Raw genomic sequence first — 23,890 nt, 5'->3', positions numbered from 1 at the left:
GGAGTCAAGGGAAAGCCGAGAAAAGACGGCGTTTCAACCTTTCAAAAGCACACGCCCGATCCCAGATCTGTTTTTCCTTCAAACGGAATAGTTCTGTATGCCCACTGCCAAGCGACGCAATCCTTACTATGAAGGGCCTGTCTCCGACCATTTTGATGGCACGCATTTTTTCAATCCGGATGGTATCGAGCCTCTCGGTTTTCGAGATTTAATGCGATGGCAGTTTGGCGGCGGCCGCGATCGTTGGCCGAAGTCGGTTCCGAGCCCCTTCGTACCGGCCAAGCCGGATGCGCGCGTTGATGGCGACGATCTGCGGGTGACCATGGTCGGCCACGCGACGATGCTGGTGCAGGTTGCGGGGCTCAATATCCTGACCGATCCTGTATGGTCCGACCGCGCCAGCCCGTTCGCCTTCGCCGGACCCAAGCGCGTCGTGGCGCCCGGGATCGCGTTCGACGACCTGCCGCCGGTCGATCTCGTTCTCGTTTCGCATAACCATTACGATCACCTCGATATCGCGACACTTAAGCGGTTGCAGGCGAGACATCGGCCGCATGTCGTAACGCCGCTTGGCAACGATACGATCATTCGTCGCGCGGTTCCCACCATGCAGGTGACGGCGATGGATTGGGGCGAGTGTATCCCGTTTGCCGGCATCAGGATCGACGCCGAGCCGGCGCATCATTGGTCGGCGCGTGGCACCGGCGATCGTCGCATGGCGCTATGGGCGGCCTTCGTCCTGTCGACACCGGCAGGGAAGATCTACCATGTCGGCGACACGGGCTTTCATGGCGGCGTCAACTACAGGGCTGCCCAGCAGAAGCATGGTGCCTTTCGCCTCGCTGTCCTGCCGTTCGGAGCCTATGAACCGCGCTGGTTCATGAAGGGACAGCATCAGAACCCTAAGGAAGCGGTGACAGGCATGCAGTTGGCCAACGCGGCCTATGTGGCAGGGCATCACTTTGCCACCTTCCAACTCACCGACGAGGCGATTGATGCGCCGATCAAGGCGCTGGATGCAGCCATGACCGACCATGGGGTACCGCCAGAGCGGTTCCGGCCGCTTAGGGCAGGCGAGGTCTTTGACGTGCCGGTCGCATGAGAATCAGTGCGACTGAGCCCCTGAACCATGCGTATTGATGATGGTGTCGGCCTCCTTGCCGTAAAGCTCCTCGAAATGATCAAAGGTCTTGGAGAAATGGCCGATGCCTTGGGTCGCGGATTTCAGTGATCGTGCCAGCTCTTCCAGGACACCACCCGGTACTAATGCCCGGAATATGTCCCAGCCCTTCGCGTTCTCGTCTCGGTCGAAGCCGAGCACCTGTCCTTTGAGTGAGGAAACGAGCGTCACCATGCCGCCGGAATAGACCGAGGGGATATGGATATCGACCCGCACGACAGGCTGCATGAGCACGGCGGATGCCTGTGACAGCGCCTGCTTGACGCCCATCTTCCCGGCCGCACGGAAGGCGAAATCGGAGCTGTCGACCGAGTGATACTGGCCGTCGGTCAATGTCACATCGACGTCGATGACCTGGAAGCCGAGCGGCCCCTTTTCCATGGCTTCGCGTGCACCGGCCTCGACTGCCGGTATGTAGTTTCGCGGTACGGTACCACCCTTGACATTTTCGCCGAAGGTAAAGCCCTGGCCGCGCTCGTTCGGCCGCACGCTGAGCTGCACATCGGCGAACTGGCCGGCGCCCCCCGTTTGCTTGCGGTGCCGGTAGCGCACGTCCGAGGGCTTGGAGATTGTTTCCCGGTAGATCGGGTTCGGTGCGCGGTCCGAAACTTCGACCCGAAAAACCTCCGACAGCGTCTTGCGTAGATCGCGCAGATGGACCGGTCCCTGAGCGCAGATCAATGCTGCGCCCGTGCCTTCTTCCTGCATCACCTTCAGGCCGCGATCGGTTTCCACCAGTTTCGCCAGTGTTGCAGAGAGCTTGGTTTCGTCACGCTCACTGCCGGGAACGAGAATTCGTTCCAGCATCGGTGTCGGCGGTGTCGTCCAGTCGGGCGGTTCGACGCTGGCCGTCTGCGTTAGCAGGGCGGGCGCGGGCAGATGCTCCGACTTCAGGGCGGCAAAAACACTGCCTGCCTGCACTGTGCCGCTGATTGGCTTTCCGCTACCGGCTTCCTGCAAGGGACCCAGAGTAGCGCCACCCAAAGAGGCGCCCTGCTTCAAGCCGTCTGCCAGCGCCCGTACGAGGACCGTCTTGCCGACATTGGCCTTGTGATAGGCGTGGAAACTAATGGCGGAAAGTTCCGCCTCTTGCGCGCCGGAACTTCCAGATAGCCTCGTTCGCAACGCTGCTGCCGGCGGCGCTTCGTGGCGAAGAGCCTTCATCAGGCGCATGATGCCGTTGCTGTGCGAGGCGGCGCCGAACAGCACGGGGATGACTCGATTCTCCTTAAGGATGCGCGAGGAGATCGCAAAAATTGTATCACTTGCCGGTTCCCGGTCCTCGATCAGCTCCTCGAGCAGCCAGTCGTCGAACTCCGAAAGCTGCTCGAGCATCTCTGCCCGCGCCTCGTGCTCGCGCTCGACAGCATCCTGCGGCAGTTCGATGAGTGCGGAGGGCTGCCCCTCCCGGTAGCGCCAGGCGCGCTCGGAAATGAGGTCGCAGCTGCCGACAATCGTATCACCCTCGCGGATCGGGACCTGCCGCAGGACGAGGGGGTGGTTGGAATAAGTCTGAAGCGAGGCAATGACATCGCGCAGTCGACCGCGCGGCTCGTCCATCCGGTTGATGAAGACGAGGCAGGGGGTGCCGGAGGCCTCGATGGCGCGCAGATAAGGTGCGGCAAGAACGGCGTCATCCGGCGTCGGCGATATGCAGAGAATGCAGGCGTCGCTGACGAGCAGCGCATCCTGCGCCAGGGCAAGCGCCTCATTTGCCCCGGGGGTGTCGATCGCACACCACGCTTCGTCCTTGAAATCGAACTCTGTAAGGCTTGATCCGTATGGAGAGGCTGACTTTCTGGGCATTCCCTCGAGCGAGGCCAGCTTTGCGACGAGTGTCGTTTTTCCCGTCTGCGAGGGCCCAAGTACCGTGAAGCAGCGCATCGGCGATCCTCCCTGCCAAAAGCACGCATCCGAGACCAAGAATGCCTCGAAGCGGTGAAAAGCGCTAGATATTTGCAGTCATTCTTAAATATGAGGTCTCGATATGGCTCTCCCATGAATGTGTCGCGGTGCTCGGGTCCGTCAAGCCACTGGTAATTCCTCGGCATTTCCGCCATATACAGCCCAAACAGAGACGGACATGACAGCTATGAGCGCAACGGTCGAATTCGCGAAGATGAACGGGCTTGGCAACAAGATCCTGGTCGTTGACATGCGCGGCCGCGCCGACAAGGTGACGCCCTCCGCAGCAATCGCGCTGAACGCAGCATCGGACACGCAGTTCGACCAGATCATGGCGATCCACGACCCGAAAGCAGCGGGCACGGATGCCTGGATCGATATCCTGAACTCCGACGGCACGAAGGCGCAGGCCTGCGGTAATGGCACGCGCTGCGTTGTGCAGGCGCTTGCTTCGGAAACCGGCAAGAGGGTGTTCACCTTCCAGACGGTGGCAGGCATTCTCAATGCTGTTGAGCACGAGGATGGGACGATCTCCGTCGATATGGGCAAGCCGGTCTTCGACTGGGACAAGATCCCGCTCGCGGAAGAATTTCACGATACCAGCCGCATCGAACTGCAGATCGGGCCGATCGACAATCCCGTGCTGCATTCGCCCTCCGTCGCTTCGATGGGCAATCCGCATGCGATCTTCTGGGTCGACCGCGATCCGATGTCGTTCGATCTCGGCCGTTTTGGACCGCTGCTTGAAAACCATCCGATGTTCCCCGAGCGCGCCAACATCACGCTGGCGCAAGTAATTTCTCCCAGCTCGATCACGACGCGCACCTGGGAGCGGGGCGCGGGACTGACGCTGGCCTGCGGTTCTGCCGCTTGTGCGACCGCCGTTTCCGCCGCTCGCACCGGACGGACCGGGCGCGAAGTCGCGGTGAAGGTTGCAAGCAGCCCCAATCAGGGCGTGCTGACGATCGAATGGCGCGAACGCGACGGTCACGTCATCATGACGGGTCCGGCCGAATGGGAATGGTCGGGCACGCTCGATCCGTCGACGGGTGCGTGGTCGCGCGATGCGGCGCCGGGAGCGGAAGCGCGGTGAGCGGCGTCGAGGTCATCACCTTCGGCTGTCGTCTCAACACCTACGAATCCGAAGTGATGCGGGCGGAGGCCGAGAAGGCCGGGCTCAACAATGCCATCCTCGTCAATACTTGTGCGGTTACCGGCGAAGCTGTGCGCCAGGCTCGCCAGGCGATCCGACGCGCCCGGCGCGACAATCCGCATGCCCGCATCATCGTGACCGGCTGCGCGGCCCAGACGGAAAAAGAGACCTTCGCCGACATGGCCGAGGTCGATGCCGTCCTCGGCAACGAGGAGAAACTGAAGAGCGCTTCCTATCGCGCCCTGCCGGATTTTGGCGTTTCGGCGGAAGAGAAGCTGCGCGTCAACGACATCATGAGCGTGCGCCGGACGGCGCCGCAGATGGTCAAGCACATCGATGGTCATGTGCGGGCCTTCATCCAAGTCCAGAACGGCTGCGACCACCGCTGCACTTTCTGCATCATCCCCTATGGTCGTGGCAATTCGCGTTCCGTGCCGATGGGGGCGGTTGTCGATCAGGCGCGCAAGCTCGTCGAAAGCGGTTACCGGGAGATCGTGCTGACCGGGGTCGACGCGACCAGCTATGGCGCCGACCTGCCCGGCGAGCCGACGCTCGGGCTGCTTGCGAAAACGCTTCTGAAACAGGTGCCCGATATTCGCCGCCTGAGGCTTTCATCGATCGATAGCATCGAGGCGGACAAACATCTGCTCGATCTGATCGCCGATGAGGCGCGGTTCATGCCGCATCTTCATCTTTCGCTTCAGCATGGCGACGACATGATCCTGAAGCGGATGAAGCGCCGCCATTCGAGCGCGGACGCCTTGGCTTTCGTCAACGACGTGCGCCACCTGCGCCCGGACATGAGCTTCGGTGCTGATATGATTGCCGGCTTTCCGACCGAGAGCGAAGAGATGTTCGCCAATGCCGTGCGGCTGGCGGAAGAGGCCAATATCGCGCATCTCCACGTCTTTCCCTATAGCCCACGGCCGGGGACGCCCGCCGCGCGAATGCCGCAGCTTGATCGCGCTCTGGTCAAGGAGCGGGCAGCGCGGCTTCGCGCTACTGGACATCGCCTGCATCAGTCCCATCTCGACGAGATGGTCGGAACGCAGCAATGGCTGCTGGTGGAAAACAACGGTTTGGCGCATACGGAGAACTTCACGCTTGTCGCAGCGGCGGGACTTGCGGCTCGCAGCTTCGTGCAGGCTGTCATCACCGGGCACAACGGCAAACACCTCGACATGCAATTGACGGCCGCCGACGCGGCCTGAGTTTACGGAATCCTCATGGCGTTCAGTTTCATTAAAAAGGTCTTCACCTTCGGCCCGAAGCCGGAGGAAGAGCAGGCGCCGGAGCCGGTCGAGACGAAGGCGCTCGAATCCGAACTGGAGCCGCATTCGCGCGAAGAGAACCTTCCTGTTGCCGCCGATCCTGTTCTGGCGGAGGAGATGGATACGGCCGGCGGTCCCGCCGATGATGCCCCGATCGAGGAGCTTGCCGAGCGGGCCGAAGCGCTCGCGGATGAGGACGACGTTTCCGAGGCCCTGCCGTCTGAGGTGCAGGCGAGCGATATAGGCGTTGTGCCGCTCTCGCTGCTTGAAGCCGAAGCCGAGGTCGATACTCCTGCTGAGAGCACGCTGGAACCGACGGTTCCTGTTGCGTCTTCCCTGCGGCCGGAAATCGGCGACCGGGCAGAGGAAGAAGTCGCGGAAGCAGCATCCGCTGGCGAAACCGAAGAGACGTCGGCTGCAGAGCTCGCAGCGGAAGCCGATGCGGCACAGCAGCCCGTGACCGATCGGGCCTCTCCTGCCGAGCAAGAAATATCTACGCCGGCGGAGTACGACGACGCTTCCAGCGATTCCCCCGCCGCTCCCGTCCTTCCGAAGGGATTCGCCACCGGTCCCGCGGCTTCCGAAGCCACACCTCTGGTGCCTGCGCCAAAACTTTCCTGGTTTCAGCGCCTGCGCGCTGGCCTCGCCCGCACCTCGTCTCAGCTCACCGGCCAGATCGCCGCCCTCTTCACCAAGCGCAAGCTCGATGACGATACGCTGCAGGATCTCGAGGATCTGCTGATCCAGGCCGATCTCGGTGTCGAGACGGCGATGCGCGTCACCGATACGCTCGCCTCCGAGCGCTACGGCAAGGACGTGACCGGCGAGGACGTCAGCCGCATCATGGCAAGCGAAATTGCCAAGGTGCTGAAGCCTGTCGCCAAGCCGCTGCAGCTCGATCTCAGCCACAAACCACACGTCATCCTCGTTGTCGGTGTCAACGGTACGGGCAAGACGACGACGATCGGCAAGCTGGCGGCAAAACTCTCGAGCGCCGGCCTCAAGGTAATGGTGGCTGCCGGCGACACGTTCCGCGCCGCTGCCATCGAGCAGCTGAAGATCTGGGCCGACCGCACCAAGTCGGAGTTCATCGGGACCAAGCTCGGCGCCGATGCGGCGGGTCTCGCCTATGATGCCTTCGAGCAGGCCAAGGCGAAGAAATGCGATGTGTTGATCATCGATACCGCCGGTCGCCTGCAGAACAAGGCGGAGCTGATGGCCGAGCTTGAGAAGATCGTTCGTGTTCTCGGCAAACTCGATCCGGATGCGCCGCATACGGTGCTGCAGACACTTGATGCAACGACAGGGCAAAACGCGCTTTCGCAGGTCGAAATCTTCCGCAACGTGGCTGGCGTCAACGGGCTGATTATGACGAAGCTCGATGGCACGGCCCGCGGCGGCATTCTCGTGGCGATCTCCGCCAAGCACAAGCTGCCGGTCTATTTCATCGGCGTTGGGGAAGGCGTCGACGATCTCGAACCTTTCGAGGCTGAGGATTTCGCGCACGCCATTGCCGGGCTCGGCCAATAATGCCACAGATATGCCGACAAACACGGGCAAGCGTCTCGTGTGGCACAAACGGATTTGAGATAGAATGACGACAGAGAGCGATATTACCCCAAGCGCGGCCGACCGGCATCACCCGATGCTGAAGCTGGCGCTGGAACTTGGCCCGCTGCTGATCTTCTTCTTCGCCAACCTGCGCGGCGCGTGGCTTGTCGAGCGGTTTCCGGCTCTCTCGGAGCTCGGCGGACCGCTGTTCGTGGCAACGGCCCTCTTCATGGGGGCGACGGTGATCTCGCTGATCGTATCGAAGGTCGTGCTCGGGCATCTGCCGATCATGCCGTTCGTGTCGGGCATCGTCGTCGTCATCTTCGGATCGTTGTCGATCTACCTGCAGAACGAGACCTTCATCAAGATGAAGCCGACCATCGTGAACGCGCTCTTCGGCGTTGCGCTGCTTGGCGGCCTGGCTTTCGGCAAGTCGTTGCTCGGCTACGTCTTCAATGCGGCCTTCCAGCTCGATGCCGAGGGATGGCGCAAGCTGACGATCCGCTGGGGCATCTTCTTCCTGTTCCTCGCGGTGCTGAACGAGGTCATTTGGCGCAATTTCTCCGATGATTTCTGGGTTGCCTTCAAGGTCTGGGGTACGATGCCAATCACCATCATCTTCACGATGGCGCAGATGCCGCTCATCATGAAGCACACGGTGACGCCGGCCGGAGAGGCTGAGAAGTGACAGTCGCAGAGGCGCAGACAAGGGTTCGCCATCAGACGTTCTGGTTTGCAGCCTGTCTGCTGGTTCTGCTGACGCAGGTGGTGGTTGAGTATCTGATGGGCCGTACGCCGATCTGCACCTGCGGCTATGTCAAACTGTGGGAAGGCGTCGTCAAATCAAGCGGCAATTCCCAGCACCTGTCGGACTGGTACACGCCGTCGCATATCATCCACGGGTTCATCTTCTACGGCGTTGCCCATCTCGTCCTGCGCGGAAAGCCGTTTGCGGCACGCCTGCTGTTGGCGTTGGTTATTGAGTCGGGCTGGGAGCTGCTGGAGAATTCGCCCATCATCATCGATCGCTACCGCTCGGCGACGATCTCGCTGGACTACTACGGCGACAGCATCATCAATTCGCTGATGGACACGGTGTTCATGATGGTCGGCTTCGTCTTCGCCTCGCGGGCTCCGGTGGCGTTGACGGTGGCGATAGCGATCCTCTTCGAGCTTTTGACCGGCTACCTTATTCGCGATAACCTGACGCTTAACGTGCTGATGCTGATCTGGCCTGTCGAGGCGATCAAGACCTGGCAAAGCGCGATCTGATCAGGAAACAGGCTTGCCCAGCGCCTTTTCCATGGCAGGGAAAAGGCCTTCCTTCAAACTGATATCGTCGAACGGGCCGACTCGCTTGTAGAGGATCGTGCCATCAGGGGCGACGAGATAGCTTTCGGGGATGCCGTAGACACCCCAATCGATGGCGGCCTGCCCCTTGGGATCGACCCCGATGGCCGCAAACGGATTGCCGAGTTCGCCGAGGAAGCGGAGCGCGTTGTCGTTCTTGTCCTTGTAGTTGATTGCAACCACGTTAAGGCGGCTGTCCTTTGCCAGTTCCATCAGGATCGGATGCTCTTCACGACAGGGGATACACCAGGAGGCGAAGACGTTGACGAGCGTCAGCTTGCCCTTGATGGCCCTGTCTGTCAGGGCCGGCCGGTTGGCGCCTTCGAGCGGCGGCAGGTTCAGCGCCGGCGCCTTCGTGCCGATCAGGGCCGAGGGTATTTCCGAGATATCCTTGCCATGGACGCCCTGATCGTAAAGCATCTTTGCCGCTGTGGCGGCGATCCCGGCAAAAACAACCAAGGGGATCAAGGCGACGGCATAGCGTCCAAATCCGCGCTTGGCGGGGCTCGTTTCAGGCGCGGGGCTCATTCGCCATCCTTTGCTCGTGCCGAACGGCGGCGGATCCCGGAAGCCTCAAGGGCTGCAAGTTCCTTGCGGCGAGCGCGGCCGTCGGCCCAGGTCCAAAGGGTCACCGCTGTTGTAACAAGCGCAGCAAAACCGTAGGAGCCGTAGACATAGAAAGCGTGTGCCATGGCTATCCCTCGCGGCTCGCCAGGCGGGCAGCCATGCGGCGTTGCGCCGCAACGCGGCGACGCCAGATTTCGTTGCGCATGGCCATGATGTGCAGGGTGAAGAAGAGCGCGGTGAATGCGACGGCCATCACCAGCAGCGGCCGCAGGAATTCCGGATCGATGGCCGGGCCGTCGAGGCGCAGGACGCTTGCGGATTGATGTAGCGTGTTCCACCAGTCAACCGAGAACTTGATGATCGGGATGTTGACGAAGCCAACAAGGATCAGGACGGCGCTGACGCGGGCGGCCTTGGACGGGTCGTCGATGGCGCGATTGAGGGCGATAAGCCCGAGATACATCAGGAACAGGATGAAGACGGATGTGAGTCTGGCATCCCAGACCCACCAGGTGCCCCACATCGGCTTGCCCCAGAGGGAGCCGGTAACGAGGGCAATCAGCGTGAAGGCGGCGCCGAGCGGGGCTGCTGCCTTTGCCGATACATCCGCCAGCGGATGGCGCCAGACGAGTGTGCCGATCGCCGAGAGGCTCATGATCGTATAGCCCATCATGGACAGCCAGGCGGCCGGCACGTGGATATACATGATGCGAACTGTTTCGCCCTGCTGGTAGTCGCCTTCGGTCGTGAAGCTGAGATACAGCCCCACGATAAAACAGAGAGTCGTGAACCCGGCCATCCAGGGCAGGATGCGCGCGGCCAGCGCCAGAAACCGCGTCGGGTTGGCGAGATCGCTGAATTTCGTGATGGCAAGGCTCGTTTCGCTCATGCCGTTTCCTTACCTCGATATGCCTTATGCCGCAATCGAGCGCTCCATCAATCCGACGTGTTGCGGAGCGCCAGTGCCGCCGCCGCCGGGCCGATGACGGCGAAGAACAGCGTGAGCGCGATGAGGATCAGGAAGGGCGGCAGGAAGGGAGAGGGTCCTTCCACCGCCGCATAGGTGGCGCTGACGCCGAAGATCAGCACGGGGATGGTCAGCGGCAGCACTAGGATCGAGACCAGCAGTCCGCCGCGCGGCAGGGCGACGGCAACGGCTGCGCCGACAGCGCCAATGAAGGTAATCGCAGGCGAACCGACGAGCAGTGTCAGCATCGTCGCGCCGATCGCCGTCTCGCTCATGTTCATGAAGAGGCCAAGCAGCGGTGAGGCGATGACCAGCGGCAGGCTGGTGGCGACCCAGTGTGCCAGGCACTTGACCAGCACCGTCAGGACCAGTGGGGTTTCCTGCATCAGCATGAGGTCGAGCGAGCCATCGTCACGTTCGGCCTGAAACAGGCGGTCAAGGCCGAGGAGCGCTGCAAGCAGTGCGCCGATCCAAACGATGGCCGGGCCGATGCGGGACAGCAGTGCGAGATCGGGCCCAACGCCGAAGGGGATGACCGCGACGACGGTCAGGAAGAAGAGGACGCCGATCAGCGCGCCGCCGCCGGCGCGGATGGAGAGTCTGAGGTCGCGCAGCAGAAGTGCGGTCATGCCCATACTCCAGGTCCGGAATGGTCAAATCCCGCCATCCGCAATTCCTGCGCGCCTTCCAGGCCGAGTGGCTGGTGGGTTGCCGCAAGCACGATCCCGCCCTTGTGGCGATGGGTCTCGATCAGTTCGGCAAAGAGGCGGTCGCCGCTTGTGTCCAGCGCTGCGGTCGGTTCGTCAAGAATCCATACCGGCCGGTAGGCGATAAGCAGCTTGGCAAAGGCGAAGCGGCGTTGCTGCCCAGCGGAGAGGTAGCCGAACGGAAGGTGCGTGATCCCCTCAAGCCCTACCGCCTCGGCAGCCTCATCGATGGAAACGGTCGAAGCGCCGTGCGCTTCTCCAAGAAAGCGGCGCCAGAAGTCGAGGTTTTCGGCGACTGTCAGCTCGCTTTTCATTGCATTGCGGTGGCCGAGGTAGTGGCTGATTTCGCCGACGCGTCCGTGAGTGTTGCCATGCGAATCGGTGAAGCTCACCGAGCCTCTTTCCTGACGCAGCAGACCGGCGACGACACGGAGCAAAGTTGACTTTCCGGATCCATTTTTGCCTGTCAAAACCAGCGCTTCGCCCGATTCCAGACGAAAGGACACGCCTTCGAAAATCAGGTCTTCCCCCCGGCGCGCGGCCAGATTGGCGATCTCCAGATGCATGACTTTTCCGTGGTTTAATTTTTCAGTCATCGCAATGCAAAAAAATCCGAAATGGGTCACGCACTCTCTGGCACCTTTCTTAGAAATTATCTATAAGACCCGCAACCACGCCAGCGGTCGGCGTGAATTTCATCCTTGCGCCGAACATGGGGCTTCGCTCCACGTGCGGACAGCGGAAATGGCCGTACCCGCATCCTGATGTGCATAAAGTGCATAGGCGTCCGCACGATTGTGTTCGCTATCAGAAACGGGGTCTCTCGTGTCTAAATCTCTTGACAGCTTCAATTGTCGTTCCACGCTCACCGTGAACGGTAAGGACTACGTCTATTACAGCCTTCCCAAGGCTGAGGCGAATGGCCTTCCGGGCGTTTCGAAGCTTCCCTATTCGATGAAGGTTCTGCTCGAGAACCTGCTGCGCTTCGAAGACGGCCAGTCGGTGACCAAGGAGCACATTTTGGCCGTTGCTGAATGGCTCAACAACAAGGGTGCTGTCGAAAACGAAATCGCTTACCGCCCGGCGCGCGTCCTGATGCAGGACTTCACCGGCGTTCCCGCCGTCGTCGACCTCGCCGCGATGCGCGATGCGATGGTTTCGCTCGGTGGCGACCCCGAGAAGATCAACCCGCTGGTTCCCGTCGATCTCGTCATCGACCACTCTGTTATCGTCGATGAATTCGGCACGCCGCAGGCCTTTGCCAAGAACGTTGAGTTGGAATATCAGCGCAACGGCGAGCGCTACCGCTTCCTGAAGTGGGGCCAGCAGGCATTCAAGAACTTCCGCGTCGTTCCTCCGGGCACCGGCATCTGTCACCAGGTCAACCTCGAATATCTCGGCCAGACCGTCTGGACGAAGGAAGAGGATGGCGAGACCATCGCTTATCCGGATACATGCGTTGGCACCGATTCGCACACCACGATGATCAACGGTCTCGGCGTTCTCGGCTGGGGTGTCGGCGGTATCGAAGCCGAAGCGGCCATGCTTGGTCAGCCGGTCTCGATGCTCCTGCCTGAAGTCATCGGCTTCAAGCTCACCGGCAAGCTCAAGGAAGGGGTCACGGCGACCGACCTCGTGCTGATGGTCGTGCAGATGTTGCGCAAGAAGGGCGTTGTTTCCAAGTTCGTCGAATTCTTCGGCCCCGGTCTGGACAACATGCCGCTCGCAGACCGTGCGACGATCGGCAACATGGGTCCGGAATATGGCGCGACCTGCGGCTTCTTCCCGGTTGACGGCGAAACCATCAACTACCTCAACATGTCGGGCCGCACCAAGGACCGCATTGCGCTAGTTGAAGCCTACTCCAAGGCGCAGGGCATGTGGCGCGAAGGCGACGGCTCCGATCTGGTCTTCACCGACACGCTGGAACTTGACCTCGGCGACGTCGTGCCCGCCATGGCCGGTCCGAAGCGTCCCGAAGGCCGCATCCCGCTGGAAAACATCGCCTCCGGTTTCGCCGGCTCGATGGATACCGACTACAGGAAGCCCGGCCAGCTCGCCAACCGTTACGAGGTCGAAGGCACCGACTTCGACCTCGGTCACGGCGACGTGGCGATTGCCGCGATCACGTCCTGCACCAACACCTCCAATCCGTCGGTGCTGATCGCCGCCGGCCTTCTCGCTCGCAACGCCGTCGCCAAGGGCCTGAAGTCCAAGCCGTGGGTCAAGACCTCGCTGGCGCCCGGATCGCAGGTCGTCGGCGAATACCTCACAAAGTCCGGCCTCCAGGCGGACCTCGACAAGCTCGGCTTCAACCTCGTCGGCTTCGGCTGCACCACCTGCATCGGCAACTCCGGCCCGCTGCCGGCGCCGATCTCGAAGACGATCAACGACAAGGGTCTCATCGTTTCAGGCGTTCTGTCCGGTAACCGTAACTTCGAAGGCCGCATCTCGCCTGATGTCCAGGCGAACTACCTGGCATCCCCGCCGCTCGTCGTCGCTTACGCGCTCGCAGGCTCTGTCCAGAAGGATCTGACCAAGGAACCGATCGGCGAAGACCAGAACGGCAACCCGGTCTACCTTAAGGACATCTGGCCGACCTCGCATGAGGTTCAGGACTTCATCCAGAAGTATGTCACTCGCGAGCTCTATGAGACCAAGTATGCCGACGTCTTCAAGGGCGACGAAAACTGGCAGGCCGTCAACGTGCCGGCCGGGCAGACCTACGCCTGGGACGACAAGTCGACCTACGTGCAGAACCCACCCTATTTCGTGGGCATGGGCAAGAAGGGCACGGGCATTTCCGACATCAAGGGCGCGCGCGTTCTCGGCCTCTTCGGCGACAAGATCACTACCGACCACATTTCCCCGGCCGGTTCGATCAAGGCTGCGTCTCCGGCCGGTTCTTACCTGCTCGAGAACAATGTCGGCGTCGCTGACTTCAACCAGTACGGCACGCGTCGCGGCAACCATGAAGTGATGATGCGCGGCACCTTTGCCAACATCCGCATCCGCAATCACATGCTCGGCCCGAACGGCAAGGAAGGTGGCTACACCATCCACTATCCGTCGAAGGAAGAGGAATCGATCTACGACGCGGCCATGCAGTACAAGGCCGAGGGCGTCCCGCTCGTCATCTTCGCTGGTGTCGAATACGGCAACGGTTCGTCCCGCGACTGGGCTGCGAAGGGCACCAATCTGCTCGGCGTGAAGGCGGTCATCGCACAGTCCTTCGAGCGTATTCACCGCTCGAACTTGGTCGGCATGGGCGTCATCCCCTTCGTCTTCGAAGAGGGCACAACCTGGGCAAGCCTCGGCCTGAAGGGCGACGAACTTGTCACCATTGAAGGTCTCGAAAACATCAAGCCGCGTGAAAAGAAGATCGCCAAGATCACCTACGGTGACGGCACGGTGAAGGAAGTTCCGCTGCTGTCGCGGGTCGATACGCTCGACGAAGTGATCTACCTCAACAACGGCGGCATCCTGCAGACGGTTCTGCGCGATCTCGCTGCCTGATTGTTAACAGACTTCCATGACAATGGCCGCCGGAAAGAGATTTCCGGCGGTTTTTGTTTGACCGCGAGGTATCGAATGCCTGCTCACGACGATGTGTTTCGGCTTGGCTTCCACGAAGCTTGGTCTCACCCCTTCGTGACTTTCCGTTTCGATTTAGAACCATTATCTCTACGTTCAGACATCGGAACCTGCGGCGAAGCGAGGCAGTAGGTGCTGAAGAAAAGGTGCATGAATGTCTCCGCGGTTTCTGATTTCTCTGGTTGCAAGTGTGGCGCTTGCCAGCCCACTTTTTGCCCAGGACGCGCCGAAAGGTGTGGTTGAACTCTTCACCTCACAGGGATGTTCTTCTTGTCCTCCAGCCGATGCAGCTTTCCGTAAGCTCGTCGAGGCGGGGGGCGTTATCGCTCTCGCCTATCACGTTGATTACTGGAACTACATGGGATGGGCCGACACGCTGAGTTCCAAGGAAAATACCGAGCGGCAGTATGGTTATGCGCAGTCGATGGGCCGTGCCAACGTCTATACGCCTCAGGTCATCATCAATGGCCGCGACCACGTTGCAGGCGCCGATCTCGGTGCGATCAATAAGAAGATCGATGGCTATGCAGCCGAAGGCATGGGCCTGACAGTGCCGGTGAAGGCTGAGGTGCGCGGCGACCAGCTCGAGATAAAGATCGGGGCAGGACAAGGCAAAGCCAATGTCGTCATGGTCTATTTCAACCGCGAGAAAACCATCGACGTGGAGAAGGGCGAAAACAGCGGCCAGAAGATTGCCTATCTCAACAGCGTTGCCGATGTGGAGACCGTCGGTATGTGGGAGGGCAAGGAAACGAGCTTGACGCTGCCGGCAAGCGTAATGCAGAAGCCGGATCTCGAGGGCTGTGCGATTCTACTTCAATCCTCCACCGCTGATGGTAATCCGTCAGCGATTCTCGGAGCGACGGTTGTCATGGCCGGGAAGAACATCTGACGTTTCATCCGCGTTAGCGGATGGAAAACGGGGCGGCCCGGCTGATCGTATTCGGGGCTGGGGTTAAGGTCGATACGGTCAGCCGGGCCCTTTGGCGCGCTGGCGCCAAACTCGCACACGACCCCTTTGGCAGACCGAATCTGGCAAAAAGATCATGCGTAATTCGTGTGCAACGCGGATCCGAACGGCCCCGCGGCGCAGTCGTGAGGGAATTTCCCTTGCAAATGAGGCGCTGTTTTGACTGAATTGAGGCACGCGGGAGATTGCACAGACTATGATTAATGTGACTGATCGCCTGCTTGCAATTTATATACGCTAAGGCAAACTGTCATTCACCTGTCACAAGCGGAGGCACAGGGAGACTGATGACAGATCAGCAGGATTTGCGGCACGGCGAGAGCCGGTTAGCCGACAGCAGTTCCTCAGTCGTCGTAGATCTCAAGGAATATAAGCAGAGTAGGGACCCAGCGCCGGTCACGTTCCACCGACGCGAGCTCGACGCGATTTTGTGGATTTATGGCCGGATGGTCGGCGAGGGTGACTGGCGTGACTATGCGATCGATCACCTGAAAGACCGTGCCGTCTTCTCGATTTTCAAACGATCGGGCGAACTGCCGCTCTTTCGTATCGAGAAGAATCCGAAGCTCGCCGCCAAGCAGGGTGCCTACTCCGTTATCAATACGCACGGCGTCATCCTGAAGCGCGGGCACGAGTTGCAGCAGGTCTTGAAGGTCTTCAACAAGGTTTTGAAGCTGGTCGAGAAGTAGCTCGGCTCAGGCCTTGAACAGGGTGCCTGGATAGGTCGAGGTGTCGGGGTCCGTCGCAGACCCATCACCCAAGGCGCGCTGCATGATCATCGTATCGAGCCAGCGGCCGTGCTTGTAGCCCGTTCCTTTCAGGCGGCCGGTTTCCTCGAAGCCGAGTGCCTGATGCAAGGCGATCGACGCCGGATGTGCGCCACCGATCACGGCCACCATCTGGCGAAAGCCAAGATCCGTGCAACGTCGGATCAGTTCGGCGAGCAGCAGCCTTCCAATTCCCCTGCCACGTGCTTCTGGCCCCAGGTAGATCGAATCCTCGACCATCCAACGATAGGCCGGCCTCGTGCGGAAGGCCGAGGCATAGGCGTAGCCAAGCAGGCTACCATCCTCATCGATCGCGGCGATATACGGATAGCCCTGGCCGGTGATTGCGGAAAATCGTGCCGCCATCTCGCCCTGTTCAGGCGGGACGATCTCATAGCTTGCGACACCATTCTGAACGGATTCTCGATAGATTGCGGTGATGGTGGGGAGGTCGAATGAAGAAGCGTCGCGGAGGGAGATGGGCATTCAGGCAGCCGGTCGGAAATGACAATGGACTCCTCCAGAAATCACTCTCCGCGTAACCAGGCAACAAAAAAGGCGGCCGAAGCCGCCTTTTTCGATGGCGTTCCTGTTCCTTACTTGCGGTCGCCCATGAACTGCAGGAGGAACATGAAGAGGTTGATGAAGTCGAGATACAGTGTCAGTGCACCCATGATAGCCTTGCGGCCGGCAACATCCGCACCATCGGCTTCGTAGTACAGTTCCTTGATGCGCTGCGTATCGTAGGCGGTAAGGCCTGCGAAGATCAGAACGCCGATCACCGAAACCGCGAACTGAAGCGCGGACGATGCCAGGAAGATGTTCACGATCGACGCGATGATCAGGCCGAAAAGACCCATGATCAGGAACGAGCCCATCGCAGAGAGATCGCGCTTGGTCGTGTAGCCGTACAGCGAGAGCGCGCCAAAGGAGGCCGCGGTCACGAAGAACGTCTGCGTGATGCTCGACTGCGTGTAGACCAGGAAGATGGACGCGAGCGATAGTCCCACCAGCGCGGCGTAGACCCAGAAGGTCGTTTGCGCGGCGGCAACGCTCATCCGGTTAATCCTGAAGCTCAGGAAGAACACGGCGGCCAGCGGTGCAAGAATCACCACCCAACGGAGCGGCGACTGGAAAAGCAATACGCCAAACTGCGTCAGTTGGCCGTCCTGAACGGCGAAATTGAAGCCCAGATAGGCGGCTACACCCGTGATCGCCAGACCCAGCGCCATCAGGTTGTAGACCTTGAGCATATAGCTGCGTAGGCCCTGGTCGATCATCTCGCCAGTCTGTACGCGGCCTTGGTAATTACGAAGGTCAGCCATAGTTTCCTCTTACAAGCTCCGGTGTGGACACGGTGTCGGGCGCAAAAACCCGGGCGCCGCTGCGGAGCCCAGCATGCCTGCAGACAATATGAGCCTTTCGGCTTTCGCAAACAAGGCCCTTGCAACCCGAGATCGGGTTAAATCGCCGTAAGGTGAAGGGAATTTCTCCGTTCGGTCCATCAGAGTTCGCGCAAAACGGGTGCCGCCTTCTGCCCCAGGATGCGCCAAGTGCCGATGAGTCCAATACCGACGGTCAGCACCAGGGCCGTCACGAGCGTCAGGCCGGCGACATCGGGCAGGAAGTGCGAGGAGATGCGCATGATCCGGGTGGTGATGAACCAGGCCGCGACGCCACCGGCAAAGAGCGCAAAGACCGCGGTCGCAGCGCCGAGGATGAGGTACTCGTAGCAGAAGGCACGGATCAGCATTCGCCGCGTCGCGCCCAGTGTCTTGAGGACGACCGCATCGTGGGTACGAGCGCGGTTGCCGGCCGCCAGAGCGCCAGCAAGGACGAGGACCGATGCGATGAGTGCGACCGAGGCGGCGGCGCGGATCGCCGTTGCCAACTGCGCCACCAGGGTATTGACGATGTCGATCGCATCCTTGACCCGCACGCTGGTGATCGTCGGATAGGTGTTTGTCACGGACTTGAGGATCGCGGCCTCCTGGCTGGAGGTCGCCGTCGGGTCGGTGAGCGTCGCCAACCAGGCATGGGGGGCGCCGCGGAACGTATTCGGCGAGAACACCATCACGAAGTTGATGGAAAGCGATTCCCACTCGACCTTGCGCAGGTTTGCGATCCTGGCGGTGATGTTCCGCCCTAGCACGTTGACGGTGACGGTATCGCCGATCTTCAGGCCGAGTTCCTTTGCCTCCTCGGCAGAGAAGGAGACGAGTGGTTCACCGCTGTAATCCTTCGGCCACCACGAACCATCGGTCAAAGATGCATTTTCTGGGATTGCTTCCGAATAGGTGATGCCTCGGTCGCCTCGCAGCACCCATTGGCCGGCCGGCGGCACCTTCCGCTTCGCTACATCCTCGCCGTTAAGCGCGAGGATTCGGCCGCGCAGCATCGGCACCTCGACCAGCTTGCCATCCGGCGAACTGGCTTTGACGACGCTGCGGAATTTCTCGAGTTCCGATCCCTGAATGTCGACGAAGAAGAAGTTCGGCGCCCCAGCAGACATGCGTCCAGTCAATTGTTGCCGCATATTGCCGTCGATCAAGGTAAGGGTCACGAGAAGGGCCAGGCCAAGGCCGAGAGACAGGACGACGGAGGGCGTCAGAGCGCCCGGCCTGTGGATGTTGCCGATTGCGAGCCGCAGGGCTGGCGAATTCACCCGTGGGCTGCGGCGCGCGAGCCAAGCAATGCCGGCTGCGACGAGCCGCAGGATCACGAAGGCAAAGACGATTGCCCCGACAAAGACGATTGCAATGAAGCGATCATAGGCAGTTGCGATCGCGAGCCCGGCGAGGGCAAGCAGAAAGACTGCGGCAAGAAGGATATACGGCCAGGAGGGTAGCCCCCGCGCTTCGAAACCCTGCTCGCGGAAGAGCGCTGTCGCCGGAACCTCGCGGGAGTGTCCGAGCGGCATGATGGCAAAGGCCAGCGTTGTCAAAATGCCAAACAGGACTGCGAGGGCCAAGGCCCCGGGGTAGAATGTCAGGGCGGTGGAAACAGGCAGAAATTGCGCCAGGAATTGTGATGCCACGATTGGTGCCAGCGCGCCGATGACCAAGCCTGCGACCATGCCGCCGAGAGCAATGATTGCGATCTGAAAGAGATAGATCAGCACGACGGTTGCTGCCGGTGCGCCGAGACATTTGAACGTCGCTATCGTTGTGCGCTTGGAATCGAGGAAGGCTCGCACGGCATTGGCGACGCCGACTCCACCGACGATCAGCGCTGTCAGTCCGACCAGAGTCAGGAACTGCGAAAACCGCTCAATGTTCTCGGTTAGCGACGGGGCTGCCCGGTCGCTGGTGCGGATTGACCAGCCGGCCGACGGAAATTCCTTCGCGGCCCGATCGCCGATCATAGATCTCTCGGCGGGGTCGTCCATGCGGATCTTGTAGGCGTGTTCGACCAGACTGCCGGTCTGGATGAGGCCGGACGCCTTCAGCGCCTCCCTGCTCACAAGAAGGCGCGGCGCGAAACCGAAGCCTTCCGAAACCGCGTCCGGTTCGGTCTTGATCGTTCCGGTGACGTTCAGAATGACGTTGCCGAGGAGGATTTCGTCACCAATGGAGAGGCCGAGCCGCTCCAAAAGAAGCGGCGCTGCAACTGCACCGTAGGTGCCGCTCTGCCCGGAAAGGAGCGTGTGCAAAGGATAGTTCGGTTGGGCTTGGAAGGTGCCGTATAGCGGATAGGCGCCATCGACCGCCTTGACTTCGACGAGAGCCTGGTCCGAGCCGTCCGGTTTGCGCGCCATCGAGCGCAGGCCTGTTGATACGGACACCTTTCCTAAGCCACGCAGGAAGTCCATCTCCGCTTCGGTGGCCTCGCGGTTGTTGAGCTCGAAGCGTGCATCGCCGGCCAGAATCTCCTGACCTTGCGTCGCGATCGTGTCGGTGATGGACTGCGAAACCGAATTGACTGCCGCAATGGCACCGGTCCCGAGAGCGATGCAGGCCAGAAAAATGTAGAAGCCGCCTAGCCCGCCGCGCAACTCGCGAAGCGCGAGACGGAAGGCGAGGGAGACGCGCGGGCTCAGCAATGTCATGCAATCGCCGCCTCAGGCTGCACTGGCGCGCTATCGCCCTCGATCTGGCCGGAACGAACTCTGATCTGCCTGGAGCAACGCTTAGCGAGTGCAGTGTCATGGGTAACGAGCAGCAGCGTCATGTCGCGCTCGGCCTGTTTGGAAAAAAGGAGATCGGCAATCTGACGGCCGGTGTCGGTGTCGAGATTGCCGGTCGGTTCGTCGGCAATCAGCAACGCCGGCGAGGGCGCAAGGGCGCGCGCAATTGCTACACGCTGCTGTTCGCCGCCGGACAACTGGCCGGGATAGTGGTTCAATCGATCGCCAAGGCCGACAGATTTTAGCTCGCGGCGCGCAATCTCAAAGGGATTGGGAAGGTTGGCGAGTTCCAACGGCACAGCGACGTTTTCCAGCGCCGTCATGTTGGCAATCAAGTGGAAGGATTGGAAAACGATGCCGATGTTGCGGCCACGGAAGTCGGCCACCTCGTCTTCGCTCAGGGCATGCAATGGGGTGCCGCTGACGTTGATTTCGCCACTATCGAGTTTTTCCAACCCGGCGAGCACCATAAGCAGGGTGGATTTTCCGGAGCCCGACGGTCCCACGATGCCGACCGACTCCCCGGCGGCAATCGTCAGGTCAATGCCTTTCAGCACATGGACGGACGCAGCGGCGTTGCCAAGCGTCAAATCGGCGCGCTTCAACTCGATGATGGTTTTTGCCAACAGTATTCGCCCTATATAGATGCCGATCGTCCTGCCAATCTAGGGAAAGCGGAATGAGTTTTAAAGTTGCCGGCCTTCACATCGCCGTCATTGTTGCTTCGCTGACCTTTGCGGTCGCGGCCAGTGCAAGGACAATCAGCCTGGTCGGTTTTGGAGACAGCCTGATGGCGGGCTATCAGCTTCCTCCCGGTGACGGCTTTCCGGAAAAACTGCAAGCAGCCCTGAAAGCCAAAGGGGTGGATATATCAATCGCCAATGCTGGCGTGTCGGGCGACACGACGACAGGCGGTCTTGCGCGAATCGACTGGTCGGTTCCAGACGGCACTGACGGCGTAATCCTCGAACTCGGCGCCAATGATGCGCTGCGTGGCATTCCTCCTGAAGAAAGCGAGAAGAATCTCGAGCAGATGATTGCCCGGCTAAAGGAACGCGGGATAGCCGTTCTCCTTGTCGGTATGCTGGCACCGCCCAACATGGGCGATGACTATGCCGCACGCTTCAACTCGATATACCAGAAACTCGCACAAAAACATGGTGTTGCGCTCTATCCATTCTTTCTGGACGGCGTCGCTCTTGAGGCTGGTTTAAAGCTCGAGGACGGGATGCATCCCAACAGCAAGGGTGTCGATGTGATGGTCGAAAAGATGGAGCCGGCTATCACGCAATTCTTGGGAACGATTTCTACTGTGAAGAATTAGGGGCTTGCACAGGTGCCCAATGCGTGATTCCGTGTGAGCACCTGCAAAAGATTCGGGGAGTGCTCGTTATGCCGAGACTGTTTACCGCCCTCGAAATTCCGCGCAATGCCGCGATGAGCCTTTCATTGCTGCGCGGTGGTCTCCCTGGTGCAAGATGGATCGATGTGGAGAATTACCACATCACTTTGCGGTTCATCGGCGATGTCGATGGACGGACGGCAGACGAAATTGTCGATCGGCTAGACCGCATCGACCGCCCGGAATTCCAGATTCGTCTTGATGGTATCGGCGCATTCGGATCCAAGAAGCCGCATTCGGTTTGGGCTGGTGTCTCGCCTTCACCCGAGATGTACGCCCTCCAGGCGGAAATTGAGCGGATCTGCCAGCGTATCGGATTGCCGCCGGATCCCCGCAAGTTCACGCCTCATGTCACGCTGGCGCGGTTGAAATCGTCGCGAGTCGACGATGTCGTGCACTATCTCGCCGGACGTGGAAATTTCCAGACTTCGGCCTTCACGGTTCCGCGCTTCGTTCTGCTGTCGTCGAGGGAATCGGTCGGCGGTGGGCCTTATCTGACGGAAGAGATCTTCCCGCTCCACGAGGCATTGTCGGTGCCCAGCGTCTCGAGCAGCTTCCTGCAGCCAGCAAAGAGCCTGGCGTAGACGAGTTCGAAGCCGTCGCTGCTGCCGAAATAGGGGTCGGGTATATCCTCGCCGCTTGCCAATGCGAAATCGCCGAACAGGCGGATGTTTGCGGCTCCGGGGCTCATCCGATGCAACTCGGCGATATTCGCGCGATCCATCGCGAGTATCAGGTCGAAGTCGCTGAAATCCTTCGTCCTGATCTGGCGGGCGCGTTGCTGAGAAATATCGATCCCGTGGCCTTTGGCTGTTGCGATCGAACGCCGATCCGGATGATCGCCCTCTTGCCAACCGCCCGTGCCGGCCGAGTCGATCTCGAAACGATCGGCAAAGCCGGACTCATCGACGAGATGCGAGAAGATCCCCTCGGCAAGAGGAGAACGGCAGATATTGCCCATGCAAACAAACAGGATGCTAATGCGTTTCATCTGTGGTCCATGACGGAAGAGAAGGGACAATCGCATGAAACGGGAAAAACTGGAACGGCAAGCCATCGCTACCGAACTCGCCAAGCTTGACGGCTGGTCGCTCGACGACACTGGCACGTCGATATCGCGAAGCTTCAAGTTTCGCAATTTCGTCGAGGCTTTCGGCTTCATGACGGAAGCGGCGCTCGCAGCAGAACGGCTCAATCATCATCCGGAATGGTTCAATGTCTATTCGCGCGTCGACGTGAAGCTCAATACCCATGATGCGGGCGGGCTTACCGAGCTTGACTTCAGACTGGCTGCGGCAATGGAGAAGGCGGCAGCGCCCCGGCTTGATTGAATCCGTTGCCACCATCACCATATGTGCGCATGAATGAGAGGACCGATCGGAATGGACGACGTCAAATTCGGTGAGATCCTGCTGCCGGGCGATGATGATACACAGAGCCGGCGCGAAGAGACCGTGCGCAAGAAATTCTGGCCGACCTTCAAGAAGGCGGTCCGCCAGATCCCGTTCTCACGCGACGTCGTCGCCGCTTTCTATTGCGCCATGGATCCGCAGACGCCGACAAGGGTCCGCGGCGTGCTCCTGGCCGCACTTGCCTATTTCGTCATGCCGGTCGACATGATTCCCGATGTTTTTGCCGTGATCGGGTTTTCGGACGACGTGGCAGTCCTTTCCGCCGCTTTTGCCATGGTCAGCCGGCACCTGCAGCCGAAGCACTATGAAGCTGCCGACCGCGCGCTCGCCGACAAGCCTGAAGGCATGAAGACAATCTAGCCCGGTCTCGGTCAGGCGCTTTCGGCCTCAAGAACCTTCCGGAGCTTTCCGAAGGCAAGCCGGATCCGCGACTTTACGGTGCCGAGCGGCAAGCCCGTTGCCTCGGCGATCTGCGAATGGGATTGGCCGAGAAAAAATGCGGCGCGGAGCATTTCCTGCTGCTCTTCCGGAAGTTGGCTGACAGCGGCGCGTACATGTGCGTCGCGATCGTCATTTGCGAGGATCTCGTCTGCGCCGTTTTCCGCGACCGGCTGCAATGCCGGGTCTGCCTCATCCAGGGTGCGCGTTCTGGCCCGGCGCTGAAGATCGATCCGGCGGTTGCGGGCTATGCGAAAAAGCCAGGTGGAAAGAGACGATCTCGCCGCATCGTAAAATTCAGCCTTGTGCCAGAGCACGATCAGTACTTCCTGGACCAGTTCCTCGGCTTCGCCACTCGACATTCTTTGGCGCAGAAGCCAGGATTTGAGGCGCGGCGCGAAGTAGTCGAACAGCACGGCGAATGCCTCTTGGTCGCGGCGTTCCGCAACGGCCTTGGCGAGGTCGGCGAAGCGCTGTTTCTCCTCGGCATTCATATCCCGTCCAAAGTCCCCTAGCTCGGCGAATTCTCC

Annotated in this window: 25 protein-coding genes; 13 read left to right on the top strand and 12 right to left on the bottom strand. The window is 60.4% G+C overall.

The window, feature by feature from the left end:
• Window positions 1–97: 97 nt before the first annotated feature.
• On the top strand, window positions 98–1,102 hold the full coding sequence (locus ATY80_RS13975; protein ID WP_088693004.1) for an MBL fold metallo-hydrolase: 1,005 nt from the start codon (window positions 98–100) through the stop codon (window positions 1,100–1,102).
• A 3-nt stretch (window positions 1,103–1,105) separates the two neighbouring features.
• Here the strand turns inward: ATY80_RS13975 and ATY80_RS13970 are convergent, their stop codons facing one another.
• On the bottom strand, window positions 1,106–3,064 hold the full coding sequence (locus tag ATY80_RS13970) for an elongation factor G (protein ID WP_088693003.1): 1,959 nt from the start codon (window positions 3,062–3,064) through the stop codon (window positions 1,106–1,108).
• A gap of 208 nt (window positions 3,065–3,272) precedes the next feature.
• Here ATY80_RS13970 and dapF point away from each other — a divergent pair, with 208 nt between their 5' ends.
• The 5 genes from dapF to ATY80_RS13945 all read left to right on the top strand — a co-directional run bounded on the left by dapF (window position 3,273) and on the right by ATY80_RS13945 (window position 8,332).
• A complete protein-coding gene (gene dapF, locus ATY80_RS13965; RefSeq protein ID WP_088693002.1) occupies window positions 3,273–4,178 on the top strand; it encodes a diaminopimelate epimerase in 906 nt (301 codons plus the stop codon).
• Complete coding sequence (gene mtaB, locus ATY80_RS13960) at window positions 4,175–5,449, top strand: tRNA (N(6)-L-threonylcarbamoyladenosine(37)-C(2))-methylthiotransferase MtaB (RefSeq protein WP_088693001.1); 1,275 nt, start codon at window positions 4,175–4,177, stop codon at window positions 5,447–5,449. The genes dapF and mtaB overlap by 4 nt, the downstream gene beginning before the upstream one ends.
• A gap of 15 nt (window positions 5,450–5,464) precedes the next feature.
• Window positions 5,465–7,039: a signal recognition particle-docking protein FtsY gene (gene ftsY / locus ATY80_RS13955; RefSeq protein WP_088693000.1), complete on the top strand. Its 1,575-nt coding sequence runs from the start codon at window positions 5,465–5,467 to the stop codon at window positions 7,037–7,039.
• 64 nt (window positions 7,040–7,103) lie between these two features.
• Window positions 7,104–7,748, top strand: coding sequence for a septation protein A (locus ATY80_RS13950; RefSeq protein WP_088692999.1), 645 nt, complete (start codon window positions 7,104–7,106; stop codon window positions 7,746–7,748).
• Window positions 7,745–8,332, top strand: a complete 588-nt coding sequence (locus ATY80_RS13945) for a DUF2585 domain-containing protein (RefSeq protein WP_088692998.1) — start codon at window positions 7,745–7,747, stop codon at window positions 8,330–8,332. Before ATY80_RS13950 ends, ATY80_RS13945 begins: the two co-directional genes overlap by 4 nt.
• Here the strand turns inward: ATY80_RS13945 and ATY80_RS13940 are convergent, their stop codons facing one another.
• Genes ATY80_RS13940 through ccmA form a run of 5 tightly spaced genes read right to left on the bottom strand, consistent with a single transcriptional unit; the run spans window position 8,333 to window position 11,217 of the window.
• Complete coding sequence (locus ATY80_RS13940) at window positions 8,333–8,938, bottom strand: DsbE family thiol:disulfide interchange protein (RefSeq protein WP_088692997.1); 606 nt, start codon at window positions 8,936–8,938, stop codon at window positions 8,333–8,335.
• Window positions 8,935–9,102, bottom strand: coding sequence for a heme exporter protein CcmD (gene ccmD / locus ATY80_RS13935; RefSeq protein ID WP_088692996.1), 168 nt, complete (start codon window positions 9,100–9,102; stop codon window positions 8,935–8,937). Before ccmD ends, ATY80_RS13940 begins: the two co-directional genes overlap by 4 nt.
• Before the next feature lie 2 nt (window positions 9,103–9,104).
• Window positions 9,105–9,866 (bottom strand): heme ABC transporter permease, encoded by a 762-nt coding sequence (locus ATY80_RS13930; protein ID WP_088692995.1) that lies wholly within the window; start codon window positions 9,864–9,866, stop codon window positions 9,105–9,107.
• A gap of 47 nt (window positions 9,867–9,913) precedes the next feature.
• Window positions 9,914–10,573, bottom strand: a complete 660-nt coding sequence (gene ccmB / locus ATY80_RS13925) for a heme exporter protein CcmB (RefSeq protein WP_088692994.1) — start codon at window positions 10,571–10,573, stop codon at window positions 9,914–9,916.
• Window positions 10,570–11,217: a heme ABC exporter ATP-binding protein CcmA gene (gene ccmA, locus ATY80_RS13920; RefSeq protein WP_088692993.1), complete on the bottom strand. Its 648-nt coding sequence runs from the start codon at window positions 11,215–11,217 to the stop codon at window positions 10,570–10,572. Before ccmA ends, ccmB begins: the two co-directional genes overlap by 4 nt.
• Window positions 11,218–11,476: 259 nt before the next feature.
• Here ccmA and acnA point away from each other — a divergent pair, with 259 nt between their 5' ends.
• From acnA to ATY80_RS13905, 3 genes are all read left to right on the top strand, one after another.
• Entirely contained in the window at window positions 11,477–14,167 is a 2,691-nt protein-coding gene (gene acnA / locus ATY80_RS13915) for an aconitate hydratase AcnA (RefSeq protein ID WP_088692992.1), read from the top strand.
• Between the two features lie 232 nt (window positions 14,168–14,399).
• The gene (locus ATY80_RS13910) at window positions 14,400–15,137 is read left to right on the top strand and encodes a thioredoxin family protein (RefSeq protein ID WP_088692991.1); all 738 of its coding nucleotides are present in this window, start codon (window positions 14,400–14,402) and stop codon (window positions 15,135–15,137) included.
• A gap of 365 nt (window positions 15,138–15,502) precedes the next feature.
• On the top strand, window positions 15,503–15,904 hold the full coding sequence (locus ATY80_RS13905; RefSeq protein WP_088692990.1) for a DUF2794 domain-containing protein: 402 nt from the start codon (window positions 15,503–15,505) through the stop codon (window positions 15,902–15,904).
• A gap of 6 nt (window positions 15,905–15,910) precedes the next feature.
• On the opposite strand, the gene ATY80_RS13900 is transcribed toward ATY80_RS13905, so the two are convergent.
• The 4 genes from ATY80_RS13900 to ATY80_RS13885 all read right to left on the bottom strand — a co-directional run bounded on the left by ATY80_RS13900 (window position 15,911) and on the right by ATY80_RS13885 (window position 20,734).
• Entirely contained in the window at window positions 15,911–16,468 is a 558-nt protein-coding gene (locus ATY80_RS13900) for a GNAT family N-acetyltransferase (RefSeq protein WP_088692989.1), read from the bottom strand.
• Between the two features lie 110 nt (window positions 16,469–16,578).
• Window positions 16,579–17,307, bottom strand: a complete 729-nt coding sequence (locus ATY80_RS13895; RefSeq protein ID WP_088692988.1) for a Bax inhibitor-1/YccA family protein — start codon at window positions 17,305–17,307, stop codon at window positions 16,579–16,581.
• A gap of 179 nt (window positions 17,308–17,486) precedes the next feature.
• Window positions 17,487–20,030, bottom strand: a complete 2,544-nt coding sequence (locus ATY80_RS13890) for an ABC transporter permease (RefSeq protein ID WP_088692987.1) — start codon at window positions 20,028–20,030, stop codon at window positions 17,487–17,489.
• Window positions 20,027–20,734 carry an ABC transporter ATP-binding protein gene (locus tag ATY80_RS13885; protein ID WP_088692986.1) on the bottom strand — a complete coding sequence of 236 codons (708 nt, stop codon included), beginning with the start codon at window positions 20,732–20,734 and terminating at the stop codon, window positions 20,027–20,029. The genes ATY80_RS13890 and ATY80_RS13885 overlap by 4 nt, the downstream gene beginning before the upstream one ends.
• A gap of 53 nt (window positions 20,735–20,787) precedes the next feature.
• Here ATY80_RS13885 and ATY80_RS13880 point away from each other — a divergent pair, with 53 nt between their 5' ends.
• Window positions 20,788–21,432, top strand: coding sequence for an arylesterase (locus ATY80_RS13880; protein ID WP_088692985.1), 645 nt, complete (start codon window positions 20,788–20,790; stop codon window positions 21,430–21,432).
• A gap of 68 nt (window positions 21,433–21,500) precedes the next feature.
• Window positions 21,501–22,094 (top strand): RNA 2',3'-cyclic phosphodiesterase, encoded by a 594-nt coding sequence (thpR, locus tag ATY80_RS13875; RefSeq protein WP_083929825.1) that lies wholly within the window; start codon window positions 21,501–21,503, stop codon window positions 22,092–22,094.
• Here thpR and ATY80_RS13870 read toward each other — a convergent pair.
• Window positions 22,001–22,501, bottom strand: coding sequence for a low molecular weight protein-tyrosine-phosphatase (locus ATY80_RS13870; RefSeq protein WP_088692984.1), 501 nt, complete (start codon window positions 22,499–22,501; stop codon window positions 22,001–22,003). The genes thpR and ATY80_RS13870 overlap by 94 nt on opposite strands.
• Window positions 22,502–22,535: 34 nt before the next feature.
• On the opposite strand from ATY80_RS13870, the gene ATY80_RS13865 reads away from it, so the two are divergent.
• Together ATY80_RS13865 and ATY80_RS13860 are read left to right on the top strand one after the other, a co-directional pair.
• Entirely contained in the window at window positions 22,536–22,841 is a 306-nt protein-coding gene (locus ATY80_RS13865; protein ID WP_088692983.1) for a 4a-hydroxytetrahydrobiopterin dehydratase, read from the top strand.
• A 51-nt stretch (window positions 22,842–22,892) separates the two neighbouring features.
• Window positions 22,893–23,282 carry a YkvA family protein gene (locus tag ATY80_RS13860; protein ID WP_088692982.1) on the top strand — a complete coding sequence of 130 codons (390 nt, stop codon included), beginning with the start codon at window positions 22,893–22,895 and terminating at the stop codon, window positions 23,280–23,282.
• 11 nt (window positions 23,283–23,293) lie between these two features.
• On the opposite strand, the gene ATY80_RS13855 is transcribed toward ATY80_RS13860, so the two are convergent.
• On the bottom strand, window positions 23,294–23,854 hold the full coding sequence (locus ATY80_RS13855; RefSeq protein ID WP_088692981.1) for a sigma-70 family RNA polymerase sigma factor: 561 nt from the start codon (window positions 23,852–23,854) through the stop codon (window positions 23,294–23,296).
• Window positions 23,855–23,890 lie beyond the last annotated feature (36 nt).

The sequence above is a fragment of the Rhizobium sp. R711 genome (genome assembly GCF_002211365.1).
Lineage (GTDB): Bacteria > Pseudomonadota > Alphaproteobacteria > Rhizobiales > Rhizobiaceae > Rhizobium.
Note: the sequence above shows the minus strand (reverse complement) of the source record. Positions and strands in the feature narration are given on the sequence as shown.